At 72.2% G+C, this 16428-nt stretch carries 13 protein-coding genes and 1 pseudogene; 7 read left to right on the top strand and 7 right to left on the bottom strand.

Going from position 1 to position 16428, the window contains the following annotated elements:
* The first annotated feature begins 74 nt into the window (after positions 1-74).
* Positions 75-542: a large conductance mechanosensitive channel protein MscL gene (gene mscL, locus J2X68_RS07490; RefSeq protein ID WP_310431643.1), complete on the top strand. Its 468-nt coding sequence runs from the start codon at positions 75-77 to the stop codon at positions 540-542.
* 76 nt (positions 543-618) lie between these two features.
* On the opposite strand, the gene J2X68_RS07485 is transcribed toward mscL, so the two are convergent.
* Positions 619-801, bottom strand: coding sequence for a hypothetical protein (locus J2X68_RS07485; RefSeq protein ID WP_062645324.1), 183 nt, complete (start codon positions 799-801; stop codon positions 619-621).
* A 119-nt stretch (positions 802-920) separates the two neighbouring features.
* Between J2X68_RS07485 and J2X68_RS07480 the strand changes: the two genes are divergently transcribed.
* From J2X68_RS07480 to J2X68_RS07465, 4 genes are all read left to right on the top strand, one after another.
* Positions 921-2189, top strand: coding sequence for a low temperature requirement protein A (locus J2X68_RS07480; RefSeq protein ID WP_310431642.1), 1269 nt, complete (start codon positions 921-923; stop codon positions 2187-2189).
* A gap of 50 nt (positions 2190-2239) precedes the next feature.
* On the top strand, positions 2240-3268 hold the full coding sequence (locus J2X68_RS07475; RefSeq protein WP_310431641.1) for a P1 family peptidase: 1029 nt from the start codon (positions 2240-2242) through the stop codon (positions 3266-3268).
* A 145-nt stretch (positions 3269-3413) separates the two neighbouring features.
* Positions 3414-4637, top strand: a complete 1224-nt coding sequence (locus J2X68_RS07470) for an Ig-like domain-containing protein (protein ID WP_310431640.1) — start codon at positions 3414-3416, stop codon at positions 4635-4637.
* Between the two features lie 177 nt (positions 4638-4814).
* Positions 4815-5561, top strand: a complete 747-nt coding sequence (locus J2X68_RS07465) for a DUF6227 family protein (protein WP_310431639.1) — start codon at positions 4815-4817, stop codon at positions 5559-5561.
* A gap of 98 nt (positions 5562-5659) precedes the next feature.
* Here the strand turns inward: J2X68_RS07465 and J2X68_RS07460 are convergent, their stop codons facing one another.
* On the bottom strand, positions 5660-5941 hold the full coding sequence (locus J2X68_RS07460; protein ID WP_310431638.1) for a hypothetical protein: 282 nt from the start codon (positions 5939-5941) through the stop codon (positions 5660-5662).
* Between the two features lie 262 nt (positions 5942-6203).
* Between J2X68_RS07460 and J2X68_RS07455 the strand changes: the two are divergent.
* A pseudogene (locus J2X68_RS07455) lies at positions 6204-7062 on the top strand (IS5 family transposase).
* A gap of 15 nt (positions 7063-7077) precedes the next feature.
* Here J2X68_RS07455 and J2X68_RS07450 read toward each other — a convergent pair.
* From J2X68_RS07450 to J2X68_RS07435, 4 genes are all read right to left on the bottom strand, one after another.
* Entirely contained in the window at positions 7078-9228 is a 2151-nt protein-coding gene (locus J2X68_RS07450) for a fructose-specific PTS transporter subunit EIIC (RefSeq protein WP_310431637.1), read from the bottom strand.
* Between the two features lie 496 nt (positions 9229-9724).
* The gene (pfkB, locus tag J2X68_RS07445) at positions 9725-10672 is read right to left on the bottom strand and encodes a 1-phosphofructokinase (RefSeq protein WP_310431636.1); all 948 of its coding nucleotides are present in this window, start codon (positions 10670-10672) and stop codon (positions 9725-9727) included.
* Positions 10669-11430, bottom strand: a complete 762-nt coding sequence (locus J2X68_RS07440; protein WP_310431635.1) for a DeoR/GlpR family DNA-binding transcription regulator — start codon at positions 11428-11430, stop codon at positions 10669-10671. The genes pfkB and J2X68_RS07440 overlap by 4 nt, the downstream gene beginning before the upstream one ends.
* A 315-nt stretch (positions 11431-11745) precedes the next feature.
* The gene (locus J2X68_RS07435) at positions 11746-13194 is read right to left on the bottom strand and encodes an MFS transporter (protein WP_310431766.1); all 1449 of its coding nucleotides are present in this window, start codon (positions 13192-13194) and stop codon (positions 11746-11748) included.
* A gap of 218 nt (positions 13195-13412) precedes the next feature.
* Here J2X68_RS07435 and J2X68_RS07430 point away from each other — a divergent pair, with 218 nt between their 5' ends.
* Positions 13413-14429: a YafY family protein gene (locus J2X68_RS07430; protein WP_310431634.1), complete on the top strand. Its 1017-nt coding sequence runs from the start codon at positions 13413-13415 to the stop codon at positions 14427-14429.
* Between the two features lie 169 nt (positions 14430-14598).
* Here the strand turns inward: J2X68_RS07430 and J2X68_RS07425 are convergent, their stop codons facing one another.
* Complete coding sequence (locus J2X68_RS07425; protein WP_310431633.1) at positions 14599-15537, bottom strand: TetR family transcriptional regulator; 939 nt, start codon at positions 15535-15537, stop codon at positions 14599-14601.
* Between the last annotated feature and the right edge of the window lie 891 nt (positions 15538-16428).

The raw sequence follows: 16428 nt of genomic DNA, 5'->3' as shown, positions 1-16428 counted from the left end.
ACACCCGCCTGGCGTTGACGTAGGTTGCGGAGCTGTTTGTTCCACAACCTGTACATGCGAGGAGTGTCCCCGAGGTGAGCGAAAAGAAGGCAAGCGTCTGGCAGGGCTTCAAGGCCTTCCTGATGCGTGGCAACGTCGTCGATCTGGCAGTCGCGGTGGTGATCGGCGCGGCCTTCACGAACATCGTCAACTCGGTGGTGAAGGGAATCATCAACCCGCTCGTCGGAGCGGTCGGCACCAAGAACCTGGACAGCTACAGCTCCTGCCTCAAGGGCCCGTGCACCGGCACGGGCGACGGCGCGACGGGCGTCCGGATCCTGTGGGGGTCCGTGCTCGGCGCGACCCTCACCTTCGTGATCACCGCCGCGGTCGTGTACTTCCTGATGGTCCTGCCCATGTCGAAGTACCTGGCGAAGGTGGAGGCACGCAGGAAGTCCAAGGAGGGCACGCAGGAGATCATCGAGTTGACCGAGCTGGAGGTGCTCAAGGAGATCCGCGACCTGCTGGTCGCCCAGCGGGGCTCGGGGCACAGCGAGCGGTAGAGGCGCTCGACGGGGCCCTGCGCGCGGTGCTCCGCCAGGGGGCCCGGGCCTGCCGTACCGGCCCCGCCCGTCGGGTTCAGACGTGGTGGGGCGGCTTCTCGTCGAGGAAGCGCTTCAGGTCGGCGGCGCTGTCACCCTCGGCGGACGGCCGCTCGCCCCAGCCGCGGTCGGTGTCGTCCGAGGACTGCCGGTCCAGCGGGTCGTCGAAGATCAGCGCGGCCTTCGGGTCGCGCGGCTCGGAGGCGGAGGGGGTGCTCATCCCTCCAGAGTACGGCCCCGGCACCCGCCCCGGTCAGGGCCCGGCCGCCGGCCGCGCACCACGCGAACCTGCGGATTCCGCACAAGATTTTCCGCCGGTTGTCTGCTGTGCTGGTACCCATGACGTCCAGCACGCCCCCATCGGCCTCTCCCCCTCCCCCCAGGACGCCCGTTTCTCCGGCGCCCGCTCGCCTCAAGCCGCTGCGCAGTCTGACCGCGCGCGGCCGGGACGAGACACACCGGGTCGCCTCGCCCCTCGAGCTGTTCTTCGACCTGTGCTTCGTCGTGGCCATCGCCCAGGCGGGCATCCAACTGGTGCACGCCGTGGCCGAGTCGCACGCGGGCGAGGGAATCCTCAACTACGCGATGGTCTTCTTCGCCATCTGGTGGGCGTGGATGAACTTCACCTGGTTCGCGTCGGCGTACGACAACGACGACGTCCTGTACCGGATCGTCACGCTGGTGCAGATCGCCGGGGTTCTGGTGCTGGCGGCGGGCATCTCGCGGGCGTTCGAGGACCACGAGTTCGTGGCCGTCTGGTTGGGCTACGCGATCATGAGGTTCGCGCTGAGCTTGCAGTGGCTGCGCGTCGCGTGGTCCGCCGAGGGCGCGGAGCGGACGATGGCGCTGCGGTACGCGGCGGGCGTGCTGATCTGCCAGATCGGCTGGCTGGGGCTGCTGATCCTGCCCGAGGGCGGCAGGGCGTGGCTGTTCCTGGTGATGGCGCCGCTGGAGATGTGCGTGCCGATCTACGCGGAGAAGGACCATCCGACGTCCTGGCATCCGCATCACATCGCCGAGCGCTACGGACTGTTCACGATCATCGTGCTGGGCGAGACGATCGCCGCGGCGACGGTCGCTGTGAAGTCCGGCATCGAGGAGAACGACGCGCTGGGCGAGCTGCTGCCGATCGCGGTGGGCGGACTGCTGATCGTCTTCGCCGCCTGGTGGATCTACTTCGTGGTGCCCATCCATGGGCATCTGCGCTCCAACCAGCAGGCTTTCCTGTGGGGCTACGGGCACTACGTCGTCTTCGCCTCGGCCGCCGCGATCGGTGCGGGTCTGGAGGTGGCCGTGGAGCAGGCGGTGGGCGCGGCCCATATCTCGACGCTCGCCGCGTCGGCCGCGGTCACCCTGCCGACGGCGCTGTACCTGATGACGGTCTGGGTCCTGCACGCACGCCACTTCAAGGTGGGCCTGGCCCAGCAACTGGTGCTGCCCGTCGCCGCGCTGCTCGTGATCTGCAGCACGTTCCTCGGCGAGTGGGCGGTCCTCGCAGCAGGCCTTGTACTGGCGCTGGCGGTGGCGACCGGGACGTCCCTGACGGCGCGCCTGGTCGCGCGGGAGTCACGGGAGAGCCCCGAGCGGGCGTCGAGCGCGGTGATGTGACGGGACCCGGCATCGTCCCGAACGACGCGGGTCGGGCGAGACTGGCCCCCATGACAGTTGACGCTCTGACGGACGTCGCCGGCCTACGCGTGGGACACGCCACGCGGCACGGCGACGGTTGGCTCACCGGCACCACGGTCGTCCTCGCGCCGGAGGGCGGTGCCGTGGCCGCCGTGGACGTACGCGGTGGCGGTCCCGGCACGAAGGAGACCGACGCCCTCGACCCACGGAACGTGGTGCAGCGGGTCGAGGCGATCGTGCTGACCGGCGGCAGCGCCTACGGGCTCGACGCGGCGTCCGGCGTGATGGCCTGGCTGGAGGAGCAGGGGCGCGGGGTCCCCGTGGGCCCGGAGCCGACGCACGTCGTACCGGTGGTGCCCGCCGCCTGCGTCTTCGACCTGGCGCGGGGCGGTGACTTCCGGGCCCGCCCGGACGCCGCCACCGGCCGGGCGGCCGTGGAGGCGGCCGCGGCGAGCGTTCCGGGAGCCCGGGTGCCGGAGGGATGCGTGGGCGCGGGGACGGGCGCCGTCGTCGGGCCGATGAAGGGCGGGATCGGCAGCGCGAGCATGCTCCTCGACTCGGGGATCACGGTGGCCGCGCTGGTGGTGACCAACGCGGCGGGTTCCGTGACGGATCCGGAGACAGGCGTGCTGTACGGGGAGTTGTTCCAGGGGCGTGCGGAGTATCCGGAGTCCTCCGTGCACGAGGCAGCGCGCCGGCGCCTGGCCGAGATCGCGGCGAGGAACGCGCCGCCCCTGCTCAACACCACGCTCGCGGTGGTCGCCACCGACGCGGACCTGACGAAGGCACAGGCCCAGAAGCTGGCGGGCACGGCGCACGACGGGATCGCGCGGGCCGTGCGTCCGGTGCATCTGCTCAACGACGGGGACACCGTCTTCACGCTGGCGACGGGCGCGCGCCCGCTCGACCCCGGCCGTCCGCTCGCCCTGAACGACCTCCTCGCGGCGGGCGCGGACGTGGTGACGCGCGCGATCGTGCGGGCCGTGCGCGCCGCCGAGTCGGTGTCCGGGCCGGGCGGGACGTGGCCTTCGTACGGGGAGCTGTACGGCGGACGGTGACGCCGCGGGCCGGGACGGGTGATTGTCCCGGTTCCGTCACGTGATGGTGCCAACGGCGACCGGAGGGAACCCCGCCGGTCGCCGGATCCCTCCTTCTCCACGTACCTGAGCGGATCACTCACCTCATACGAAGCTGGAGCAGCCCGTGACAACGGCGGACATAGCAGTGCGGCGCGCGGTCGGAGCCTGTGCCGTCCTGGTGGTCGGTGCCCTGACCCTGACCGCCTGCGGGGGCAGCGCCAACGCCAAGGACAAGGACGGGAACGGGGACGGCAAGAACGGCGTCAAGACGTCCACGGCGAAGATCGTCATCTCGGCGAAGGACGGCTCGACGAGCGCGTCGATCAACGCGACCGGCGTGAAGGTGAGCGACGGCCGGCTCACCGAGGTCAAGATGACGGTGGCCGGGTCGGGGCAGGCCGTCGAGGGTTCCCTGTCGGCCGACGGCAGCACCTGGAAGCCGAAGGAGCAGCTGGAGCGCGGGACGAAGTACCAGATCTCGGCGACCGCGAAGGACGCGAACGGCAAGACCGCCGCCGCCAACTCCATCTTCACCACCGTCTCTTCGGCCAACAGCTTCATCGGGACGTACACGCCGGACAACGGCACCACGGTCGGTGTCGGCATGCCGGTGTCCTTCACCTTCGACAAGGCCATCAGCGACACGAAGGCCGTGCAGTCGCACATCACGGTCACGTCCAGCAGCGGCCAGCAGGTGGCCGGCCACTGGTTCGGTGCGCAGCGGCTCGACTTCCGTCCCGAGGAGTACTGGAAGGCCGGCTCCAAGGTGACGATGAAGATCGACCTGGACGGGGTCGAGGGCGCCAACGGCGTGTACGGGGTGCAGAAGAAGACCGTCACCTTCACCATCGGGCGGTCGCAGGTGTCCACGGTCGACGTCGACACGCAGACCATGACGGTGGTGCGGGACGGACAGACCCTGAAGTCGGTGCCGATCTCGTCGGGAAGCCCGGACCACACCACCTACAACGGGCAGATGGTGATCTCCGAGAAGTTCACGCAGACCCGCATGAACAGCCGGACGGTCGGCCTGGGCGGCGAGTACGACATCCCGGACGTGCCGCACGCGATGCGCCTGACGCAGTCCGGCACCTTCATCCACGGCAACTACTGGTACAACAGGGGCAATCCGCCCTTCGGCCGTACCGGCACCAGCCACGGTTGCGTGGGGCTAGCGGACGCGCAGGGCGCGCAGGGCGACACGCCGGCCAAGTGGTTCTACGACAACTCGCTGATCGGCGACGTGGTGATCGTCAAGAACTCCCCCGACAAGACGGTGTCCCCGGACAACGGACTCAACGGGTGGAACCTGTCCTGGTCCGAGTGGACGGCGGGCAGCTCCTCCTGACCGCCGGAAACAGCCCCTGACCGGCGATTTCTGAGGGGCCGTCGGGCCGCGCGGGAATTTTTCGCGCGGCCTCGACGTTTTCACGGCGGACGTTTTCTCGGTTCCTGGACATGATGTCCGACCGAGGGGCTACGGTATGCACCCACAAGGTGACATGCAGCAACGCCGGGAGAAACCTTGAGCGTTCCGTACGAGACGACAGCGTACGAACCAGCCGAGTCGCCCGAGTCTCCGGAGGAGCACCTCGCGCGACTGCTCGGTCGCGCCCTGAACTCGTTCGAGCTGCCCGACGAAGCACTGCGGCGGCTCGACTGCGCACTGGCGCACGACAGCTCCCTGCACTCCGCGCACCACAGCGCGGGCCTGCACCGGGAGACCTACCGGCACACCTGGCTGCTGGCCGACGGCTGCGCGCTCACGCTGTGGGAGCTCGTGCACAACACCGCGCCGGGCAGCGAGCCGCAGCACGAGGTGTACGTCGACGAGGAGGAGCTGCGGGCCGCCACGGCCCGGCTGCCACTGCCGTCGGACACCCCGGACTTCGAACTGCCGGTGCTGGTGCAGCTGTCGCCGGTCCCCGGGCCCCGGCACGTGTACGTGCCGGACGACTCGGCGGACCACGCGCGCAGACTGCTGCGCCGCGCGGAGAATCCCGACCGTCCGGACGCGGACACGGCCGTGCTGCTGAAGTCGGCGTTCGCGCACCAGATCACCCAGGCCTTCGGGCGCCCCTGCCGCGCGGGCAGGATCGGACTGGGCTACTCGCTCTACGAGCACGCGTTCCTGCTGCGGGACGGCCGGGAGATCTCCCTGTGGGAGGTCGAGCACACGGCGACGCCGGACGGGCGGCACATGTGCGAGGTGTACGTGTCCGAGGCCGCGGCCCGGGACGCGATGGAACGCCGGGCGGCGCAGGTTTCCTGAGCCGCTCGACGGCCTCGGCGAGCCGTCGGTCAGGGGCCAACCGAACCGTCGGTCAGGGGCCAGCCGAACCGTCGGTCGGCGGCCCGCCGGGTTGTCGGTCAGTGGCCCCCGCCGAGTTGTCGTACGAGGCCGGCGAAGGCGTCCCTCTCGGCCGGGGTCAGTTCGACGGCCTCCCGGCCGGGACCGGACTTCCGCTGATGCGGGAGGGCGGGCAGCACGGGTGGAGCGCGGAGCACCGGCGGGGCGGGGAGCACGGTGCGGACCTCGGCGGCCGAGCGGCTGCGCCGCAGGATGCGGGTCACGAAGATCAGCCAGGCGATGGACGCCACGGCGAGGACCGTCAGGACCGCCAGCTGAGAGAACGTGAGATGCACGGGCATACCGCCCAGTAGACACCACGGTCCGGGACCTATGTCCCGGACCGTGACGTATCTCGCATGCCACCCAGATCACTCGCAGACCACGCAGACCGCGCGATGGGCCTGTTCGGTGCGGAGATCGACGAATCACCTCAGATGGTCGCCACCGGCCGTGACCTGCGGCGGGCGGCCGCCACCCGGGGCAGGCAGCCGCGGCCGCGGTGGGCCGCGGCACGCGCGGGCTAGCGCGTGTCTCTTTGATGGGTTGGTCAGTTGATCGGATATGTCCGTCCGATTAGTGATCACCGATGCGATGTGGGACCGGATCGAGCCGCTGATGCCGGCGGATCCGGTTCGCGGGCGGCGATGGGCCGACCACCGTCGCACTCTTGAGGCCATCGCGTGGAAGTACCGCACCAACTCGCCCTGGCGGGACCTTCCCGACGAGCTCGGCTCGTTCCGGACCGCTCACAAGCGGCTGATCAGGTGGGCCGTGGACGGCACCTGGGAGAGGATCCTCGCCGCAGTCCTGGCGGCGGCAGACGCCGAAGACGACATCGACTGGACGGTGTCGGTGGACTCCACGGTCGTCCGGGCCCACCAGCACGCTGCCGGAGCGCTCAAAAGGGGGCGGCCCGTTCCGGCGAGCCCGCCGATCACGCGCTCGGACGCTCCCGCGGGGGGCTGAGCACCAAGGTCCACCTGGCCGCCGACGGCCACGCACGGCCTCTCGCCTTCACCGTCACCGCAGGCCAGGCAGGCGACGCACCCGCGTTCGAGACGGTGATGTCCCGCATCCGCGTGCCCCGCACTGGTCCGGGCAGGCCCCGGTCCCGGCCCCTGGCCGTTCTGGCCGACCGCGCGTATTCCTCACGCGCCATCCGCAGCCACCTGCGGCGCCGGGGCATCCGTGCGGTGATCCCGCAGCCGTCCGACCAAGTCGGCCACCGCCTACGGCGAGGCCGGTTCGGAGGCCGTCCGCCCGGCTTCGACAGCGGGTCTACAAGCAGCGGAACACCGTCGAGCGGTGCATCAACCGCCTCAAGCAGTGGCGCGGCCTGGCCACACGAACCGACAAGCTCGCGATCGCCTACCAGGCCGCACTCCACCTCGCGGGCATCCTCATCTGGACGCGACGCTGACCAAGGAGACAGAACCTAGGCGGCCACCGGCTGCTTCGCCTCCGCCGCCGTGGCAGCCGCGGTTTCCTCCGCCGTGCCGGGCTCGACCGTGCCGGGGACCGGCTTGCGCAGCCCCTTGAGGACGATGACGGTGGCCGTCGTCACGCACACGCCCGCCGCGATGGCGACCAGGTAGAGGAACGGGTTGCCGATCAGCGGGACCACGAAGATGCCGCCGTGCGGGGCGCGGAGCGTGGCGCCGAAGGCCATCGACAGGGCGCCCGTGACCGCGCCGCCCGCCATCGAGGCCGGGATGACGCGCAGCGGGTCGGCCGCGGCAAACGGGATCGCGCCCTCGGAGATGAAGGAGGCGCCCAGGACCCAGGCGGCCTTGCCGTTCTCGCGCTCGGTCGGGGTGAAGAGCTTCTTGCGGAGGGTGGTCGCGAGCGCCATGCCCAGCGGCGGGACCATGCCCGCCGCCATCACGGCGGCCATGACCTTCATCGCGGAGTCACTGGGGTCCTGGACGGCGATGCCGGCCGTGGCGAACGCGTACGCGACCTTGTTGACGGGTCCGCCGAGGTCGAAGCACATCATGAGGCCGAGCAGCACACCCAGCAGGACGGCGTTGGTGCCGGAGAGGCCGGCCAGCCAGTCCGTCATGCCCTTCTGGGCCTCGGCGATGGGCTTGCCGATCACGACGAACATCAGGAAGCCGACGATCAGCGAGGAGATCAGCGGGATCACCACCACCGGCATGATGCCGCGCAGCACCGGCGGGATCTTGATCCGCTGGATCGCGAGCACGATGCCACCCGCCAGCAGACCGGCGACCAGGCCGCCGAGGAAGCCGGCGGCGATGTTGGAGGCGATCATGCCGCCGACGAAGCCGGGCACGAGACCGGGCCGGTCCGCCATGCCGTACGCGATGTAGCCGGCGAGGACCGGGATGAGGAAGCCGAAGGCGACCCCGCCGATCTGGAACAGCAGGGCGCCCCAGCTGTCGACCTGGGTCCAGGAGAAGTGCTCCATGACCGAGGGCGCCTTGTTGATCTCCCAGCCGCCGATCGCGAACCCGAGAGCGATCAGGAGACCGCCGGCGGCGACGAACGGGACCATGTAGCTGACGCCCGTCATCAGCCACTTGCGCAGCTTGGTGCCGTAGCTGTCGCCGGACTCGCCGGTCCGCTCGACCGGTGTCCCGTCCTTGGCCGACGCGGTCACCTCACCGCGCGCGGCCTTCCCGCGCACCTCGGTGATGAGGGCGGCGGGCCGGTTGATGCCCGCCTTCACGCCGACGTCCACGGTGGGCTTGCCGGCGAAGCGGTCCTTGTCGCGTACGGGGACGTCGTGGGCGAAGATCACGCCGTCCGCCGCGGCGATGACGGCCGGGTCGAGCCGGGTGAAGCCGGCCGAGCCCTGCGTCTCGACGACGAGTTCGACACCCGCCTCGCGGCCCGCGTTCTCCAGGGACTCGGCCGCCATGTAGGTGTGGGCGATGCCGGTCGGGCAGGAGGTGACGGCGACGATCCGGAAGGGGCGCGCGGCGTCGGCGCCGGTGGCCTCGCCGTCGGCCGGAGCGGTGACCGGAGCGGTGGCCGGAGCGGTGGCCGGAGCGGTGGCCGTGTCGGCGTCGGCGGAGGCCGCCGCCGACGCCGACACGGAGTCTGCGGTGGTGCCCTCGGCTCCGGCGGCCGGGACGTCTGCGGCCGGAGGGGCGGTGGCCGGGGCCTCGGTGTCCGGGGCCGCGTCGCCGCGGATCAGTGCCGCCGCGGCCGCCGCGTCGCCGGCCGAGCGCAGTGCGTCGGTGAACTCGGCGTTCATCAGCTGGCGGGCGAGCGATGACAGGATCGTCAGGTGGGCGTCGTCCGCGCCGGCGGGGGCGGCGATCAGGAAGATCAGGTCGGCGGGGCCGTCGGCGGCGCCGAAGTCGATGCCGGCGGAGCTGCGTCCGAAGGCGAGCGTCGGTTCGGTGACGTGGGCGCTGCGGCAGTGCGGGATGCCGATGCCGCCGTCGAGACCGGTGGGCATCTGGGCCTCACGGGCGGCCACGTCGGCGAGAAATCCCTCCAGGTCGGTCACCCGGCCCTGGGCGACCATGCGCTCGGCGAGGGATCGCGCCGCCGCTTCCTTTGTTTCGACGGACAGGTCGAGATCGACCAGGTCCGCGGTGATCATGTCGCTCATCGCGGGCTCCTTCGCACGCGTATCGCCCGGGGCGTGGGGTGGTGGGCGAGGGTGGGGACGGGGACGGGGGTTGTCACGGCGGTGCAGTGGGGGGCGGTGAGCAGGGCGGAGGCGGGGCCGGGGAAACCCCGCCTCCTCGGGGCGGCAGGCGGGTTCGGACCATGCCTCCCCTGATCGGCGGGGCGCCGCAGGCGGCCCTGCCGACCATGTCGAGGGGCGAGTGACGACGAACTTCGCCGCTCGCCGGGCGGTGCGCCGGGCGGCGCGGGGGAGACCGGTGCCGTCGTCGGCGCGGGGAGGCCGGAGGCCGTCGTCAGCACGCGGGACGCCGAGCTCGTCGTCGGCACGGACGGCACCGGCGTCAACACGGACACCACAGGCGTCGTCGTCAGCACGGACGGCACAGGCGCCGTCGTCAGCACGGACGGCACCGGTGCCGTCGCCAGCGCGGACGGCACAGGCGTCGTCGTCGGGAGCGGCATCGCGTTGCTCGTCGTCATGACACCGGCTCCGTCAGTTCACGGTCGACCGGGACCTGCGCCGTGACCGTGACCGCCGCCGGGTCCAGGTCGCCCGGGGTCGGCATCACGCTCCCGGGCAGCTGGACGGCGGCCGCTCCGTGCGCGACGGCGGAGGCGAGTGCCGCCGGGCCGCTGCCGCCGGCGACGAGAAAGCCGGCGAGGGAGGAGTCGCCCGCTCCCACGTTGCTGCGTACGACGTCGACGCGGGCGCTGGCGAACCAGGTGCCCGTGTCCTCCACGAGCAGTTGTCCGTCGGCGCCCAGGCTCGCGAGCACGGCGCGGGCGCCCATTCCGCGGAGTTCCTCGGCCGCCTTCACCGCGTCGCCCACGGTGGCCAGGGGGCGCCCGACGGCTTCCGCGAGTTCCTCTGCGTTCGGCTTCACCACGTCGGGCCGCTCCCGCAGCGCTTCCAGGAGCGCACGCCCGGAGGTGTCCAGGGCGATGCGCGCTCCCCCGGCGTGCGCCCGTGCGACCACCTCGGCGTACCAGGAGGGCGCGAGCCCGCGGGGCAGGCTGCCGCAGCAGGCGATCCAGTCGGCGTCGCGGGACTGCTCGCGGACCGTCTCCAGGAGCAGTTCCTGCTCCTCCGGGGACAGTTCGGGCCCGGGTGCGTTGATCTTCGTCAGGACGCCGTCCGACTCCGCGAGCGCGATGTTCGAGCGGGTGGCCCCGGTGACCGGGACGGGCGCGACCTCGATGCCCTGCGCGTCGAGCAGGTCGGCGACGAGCGCGCCCGGCGCACCGCCCAGGGGCAGGACGGCGACCGTGCGCCGTCCGGCGGCGGCGACGGCGCGCGACACGTTCACGCCCTTGCCGCCCGGGTCCATCCGCTCGCCGGTGGCGCGGATGACGTCGCCGCGGTCGAGGGACGGGACCTCGTAGGTGCGGTCCAGGGACGGGTTGGGGGTGACGGTGAGGATCATGCGCGTACTACTTCCGTGCCGCCGCGCTCGATGGCGGCCGCGTCGTCGGGGCTCAGCCCGCTGTCGGTGATCAGCAGGTCCACGTCGCTCAGGTCGCCGAAGCGGGCGAAGTGCTCCTGGCCGTGCTTGGCGGAGTCGGCGAGCAGCACCACGCGGCGTGCGGCGGCGACGGCCGCCCGCTTCACCGCGGCCTCGGCGAGGTCGGGGGTGGTCAGTCCGTGCTCGGCGGAGAACCCGTTGGCGGCGACGAACAGGACGTCGGCGCGGATCTCGCCGTACGCGCGCAGCGCCCAGGCGTCCACGGCGGCGCGCGTGCGGTGCCGTACGCGCCCCCCGATCAGGTGCAGCTGCATGCCCGGGTGGTCCGCGAGGCGGGCCGCGATGGGCAGGCTGTGCGTGACGACGGTGAGCGAGGCCTCCAGCGGGAGGGCGGCGGCCAGGCGGGCGACGGTGGTGCCGGCGTCGAGGATCACCGTGCCCTCGGTGGGCAGTTCCGTGAGGGCCGCCTTGGCGATGCGGTCCTTCTCGTCGGTGGAGGTGCCTTCGCGCTCGGCGAGGTCCGGTTCGAAGTCGAGGCGTCCGGCAGGGATGGCACCGCCGTGGACGCGGCGCACGAGCCCGGCCCGGTCGAGGGCCTTCAGATCGCGGCGGATCGTCTCCGCCGTGACCTGGAACTCCTCGGCCAGCGACAGGACGTCCACCCGGCCGCCGTCACGGGCGAGGCGCAGGATCTCCTGCTGCCGCTCCGGTGCGTACATGTCCGTTTCCCTCCGGCGGTTACCAGGTTTATGCCCGAACCTGTGGTTTCGCTTCGGAGGCTACGCCCGGATTTCCGGAAAGTAAACAGGTTCGGAAGCAATACGGGCATGAACGGACTTCCGTCTCGGGTCCCGGGCCGTTCCAGAACGCACCCCACGAACCACACCACGGAAGCACCACGCACCCCGAGCACACGCACCACGGACACGCGCCACCGAAGCACCCGAGCACACGCACCACGGACACGCGCCACGGACATGCATGAGGGGCCCGCCACCAGTCAGGTGACGGGCCCCTCGCGCGGGAACGCCGGCTCAGACGACGAGCTCGCGCTCCCGGTCCCCGGAGGGGGCCGCCTCCGGGGCGTCGTCGGCGGCGCCCTCCACGTGCTGGGCCGGCCGCTTCGGCAGGGCGAACATCAGCAGGAAGATCGCGAACATCACCAGGGCCACCCAGCCCAGAGCGTGCTCGAAGGCGTCGACGAAGGCGGGGCCCACCGCGGCGGGCGTCAGCCGGTCGCCGATCCGGCCGAAGAAGACGACCGCGACCAGACCGAGCCCGAGCGCGTTGCCCATCTGCTGGACGGTGTTGATCAGCCCGGACGCCGAACCGGCGTGCTCGCGCGGCACGTCCGACAGCACCGCGTCGGTCAGCGGGGCGACGATCAGCCCCATGCCGACGCCCATCACGACCAGCGGGAGCGCCATCTGCCAGGGGGCGATGCCGAGGCCGTACCGCTCGGACTCCCAGATGTAGAGGAGCACGCCGACGGCCATGGTCAGGGCGCCCGTCTGCAGCACCTTGCGCCCGAAGCGCGGGACGAGCTTCTGCACGGACAGCCCGGCGGCCGTCGAGACGGCGAGCGAGAACGGGACGCCGGTCAGACCCGCCCGCAGCGGGGTCCAGCCCAGGCCGGTCTGCATGTACAGCGTCCAGACCAGGAAGAACACGCCGAGACCGACTCCGAAGACGGTCTGCACGGCGACACCCGCCGCGAAACTGCGCACCCGGAAGAGGGAGAGCTCGATCAGCGGCGAGCCGTCCCGCGCGCCCTTGCGCCGCTCGTACGCGACGAGCGCCCCGAAGACGCCGATCGAGCCGGCCATCGACACGAACCCCCACACCGGCCAGTGCAGCTCGCGGCCGCGGGTGAGCGGGTAGAGCAGCATGAGCAGGCCGAGGGTGACCAGGGCGACGCCGACGAGGTCCAGCTTCAGCGCCTTCGGCGCCTTGGACTCCGTGATGAAGCGGCTGCCGAGGATCAGGCCCAGGATGCCGACGGGCAGGTTGATGAGGAAGATCGGCCGCCATTCCAGACCGAACAGGTTCCACTCCGTCAGCAGCGCGCCGAGCAGCGGCCCGGAGACGGCGCCCAGCCCCACGATCGCGCCGAAGAGCCCGAAGACCTTGCCCCGCTCGTGGGCCGGGAAGGTGGCGTGCACGATCGACAGCACCTGCGGCACCATCATCGCCGCCATGGCGCCCTGGAGGATGCGGGAGGCGACCAGCATCTCCGGGTTCGCGGCGAAGCCGCACAGCGCGGAGGCGAGGGTGAAGCCGCCGATGCCGAGGAGGAACAGCCGCTTGCGGCCGTGGATGTCGCCGAGCCGGCCGCCGGTGATGAGCCCGGCGGCGAAAGCGAGGGCGTAACCGGCGGTGATCCACTGGATCTGGCTCCAGGAGGCGCCCGCGTCCTCCCGTATGGAGGGGATGGCGATGTTGACGATCGTGACGTCGACGAGGTCCATGAAGGCCGCGGTCATCACGATGGCGAGCGCGAACCAGCGGCGCCTGTCGCCCGGCGCCGCCTGCGCCGTCCGGGCCGCCTGAGCGCCCTGGGCCACCTCGGCCGTCTGGGCCGCTCGGGGGTCGGGCGAGGACTCGGGCGAGGTCTCGAGAGGAGTCTCCGTGGAGGTCATGGTGTGACGATAGGACGGTAGTAGGTCAGATCGTGTCCTAGTTCTACGGCATCCTCGGATACATGACGACGGACACTCCGGCTCGGCTGCTCCAGCTCCTCTCCCTCCTCCAGACGCCCCGCGAATGGCCCGGCGGCGAGCTCGCCGACCGGCTCGGGGTCTCCCGCCGCACGGTCCGACGCGACATCGACCGGCTGCGGGAACTCGGCTATCCGGTGCAGGCGACCCTCGGCTCGGACGGCGGGTACCGGCTGGTCGCGGGCAAGGCGATGCCGCCGCTGGTGCTCGACGACGAGGAGGCGGTGGCGATCGCCGTCGGGCTGCGGGCGGGGGCGGGACACGCACTGGAGGGCGTCGACGAGGCGTCCGTGCGTGCCCTGGCCAAGCTGGAGCAGGTGCTGCCGGCCCGGCTGCGCCACCGCGTCTCCACGCTCCAGGCCGCCACCACACCGCTGACCAGCGGGGACGGCGCGAGCATCGCACCCGAGACGCTGACCGTCATCGCCTCGACGGTGGCCGGGCAGGAACGGCTGCGGTTCGCCTATCGCGCGAAGGACGGCACGGAGTCACGCCGGCTGACCGAGCCCTACCGGCTCGTGTCCACGGGCCGACGGTGGTACCTCGTGGCCTACGACCTCGACCGCGAGGACTGGCGGACCTTCCGCGTGGACCGGGTCGAGGACCCCTTCGCGACCGGGGCCCGTTTCACACCGCGCGAACTGCCGACGGGGAGCGCGGCGGAATACCTCCGGCGCTCCATCCGACTGCGCCCGGAGGCCTACGAGTACGAACTCGACGTCACGCTCGACGCACCGGCGGAGTCCGTGACGGCACGTCTGCCGAGTTGGCTGGGAACGCCGGTCGCGATCCCCGACGCGGCAGCGGGCACCGGGGGCGAGGGCAGCGGCGAGGGCGGATGCCGGCTGCGGGGCAGGACCAGCGACCCGGTGGAGTGGGTGGCGATGCGGCTGGCGACGCTGGGCTGCGAGTTCTCGGTCCACGGGCCGCCTGAACTGGTGCAGTGCGTAAGGGAGTTGGGCGGACGCTTGAGCCGCTCGGCAGGCACGGACGACACGTGAGGGGACGCGGGCGCGGACCGGGGCGCGGGCGGAGGAGCGGAGGAGGAGTCGGTCCCGGGGAGGACCAGCGCGGCAAGGGCGAGCCCGGGATGGGCGCGGTGCGAGCCGGGAAGGGCGCGGTCGTCCGAGCCCGCGGAGAACGCGATCCCGAGCCCGCGGAGGGCGCGGTTCAGGCTTCCTCCGCCGGGCCCTCTCCCCACGCGAACCCGTGCAGGGCCCGCAGGTTGCGCAACGCCAGCTCCGCCGGGCCCTGCCGGCCGGTGGGAGGCGAGTTGGTCTCCGCCCAGCTTTCGACCGCCACCCGAACCGCGGCCCCGGCCACCGCCGCGGTGAACCGCTGGTAGGGCGAGGCAACGTTGTCGGGAACAGAGTGGGACGCCGCCGGGGTGGACGCAGGGGCGGACGCCGCAGGAGTGGGTGCGGGCCCAGAGGCGGACGCCGCAGGAGTGGGTGCGGGCCCAGAGGCGGACGCCGCAGGAGTGGGTGCGGGCCACGATGCGGGAGCCGCGGCGGGCGTCGGGGCGGGTTCAGGGGCGGCACCGGAGTCGGCAGCAGCGGTCTCGGGAGCGGATTGGGCATCGGCCGGGGAACGGTCCGTCCGGGAAGTGCTCCCGGAGGCCGGCGTCTCGGACGACGACACCGCCGCCGTCCGCTCCGCCAGCACCTCCGCCAGCGTCGCCTCCGAGGTGTGGCAGACCTCCGCCCAGACCTTGCCCAGAGCCGGGCTGGCTCCGGCCAGCCGGATCAGGGTGCGGACCCACTCCCAGGACGCCGCCGACACCCCGCGGCCGGGGACGAGGGTGTGTTGTACCGCGTGCTCCAGGGCCTCCGGCACGGTCAGTCCGGCCGGAGCCTCGCGGACCGCCTCGGCCCAGCGCTGCGCGCCCGCCGCGTAGAGCGGGGCGACGGCCTCTTCCTTGGTCGCGAAGTACCGGTAGAAGGTGCGCGGGGCGATGCCCGCGGCCAGGGCGATGTCCTCGGCGCGGGTCGCCTTCAGCCCCCGGCTGACGAAGAGGCCTGCCGCCGCGCGGGCGATCTCCATCCGGGTCGCCGCTTTGCGCCGCTCGGTCAGCGAACCCGAAGCGGAGGGGGAGGTCGAGCTGATCACGTCGGCAGGCTATGCCCATGTGGCACAATCTGCCATTCGGGCGGGCCACCCCGTGGTTCAGGTACGGGGTGCCCCGCCTTCCCAGCGTGCCCGTCCCCCCTGTCATATGCCCGGCGGGTGTGTGCGCCCGCAACCCCCGCCCGGACCGCGAGTCCGACGAGCGCGGTGACGGCCGCGGTGAAGTCGCGGTGACCGTCACGGGTGGCGAAGTGGAGCCGGGCCCCGGCGCCTGGGGGGAGAGGCGCCGAAGCCCGGCTCGGGGAAAGTCCCGGCGCCGGGGGGATGTGCGTCGGGACTTGGCTCATGTGGGGCGGGGAGATCTCGGGAAGGGCTGCGAGGTCCGGTCGGCCCGAATGCCTGCGCCGTCTCGGACTCCCGTGCCCAGAGGTCTTGTTCCCGCGCTCCCGCTCATTGAAGCGGCGTTCCTCCGCCATGTTTGCGCGGCTCTCCACCACCCGGCGCACGCGGGCGGGAGCCCGTCACCACCAGGCGCCCGAAGCCGAGTTGCCGCAGTTCCAGGCCGTGCCGCGAGTGCTCGTTCACTCGCGAGCCACACGGCGGCTCCCCTACGGCAACCGCGTCGGCGCGGCGAAAACGCCGACTTCGGCCGCCGGACCCTTCAGTCACTTCACGCACTGCATCCGCTCGACGCGCTGGAGGCACGCGAGTCATTCCAGGCACGGCGACCGGAGGATCACGCGCCGCGCCTCCGCGGCCGACACGCCGTCCCCGACGAGGTGATGGCGGGTACGGGACCGCGACCCACGGCCCCGCCGGGGCACGCCCGTCGGCAGCCACGGAGACCCCTCGGCGGGCGATCGCGGACGGACGGCCGGCCGGCCCGTGAGGCACCGCCGCCGGCCGACGAAGCGTCATGCTCCGGTCGGCCGA

Source organism: Streptomyces sp. 3330, from assembly GCF_031456635.1.
In the GTDB taxonomy this organism is placed as follows: domain Bacteria; phylum Actinomycetota; class Actinomycetes; order Streptomycetales; family Streptomycetaceae; genus Streptomyces.
Note: the sequence above shows the minus strand (reverse complement) of the source record. Positions and strands in the feature narration are given on the sequence as shown.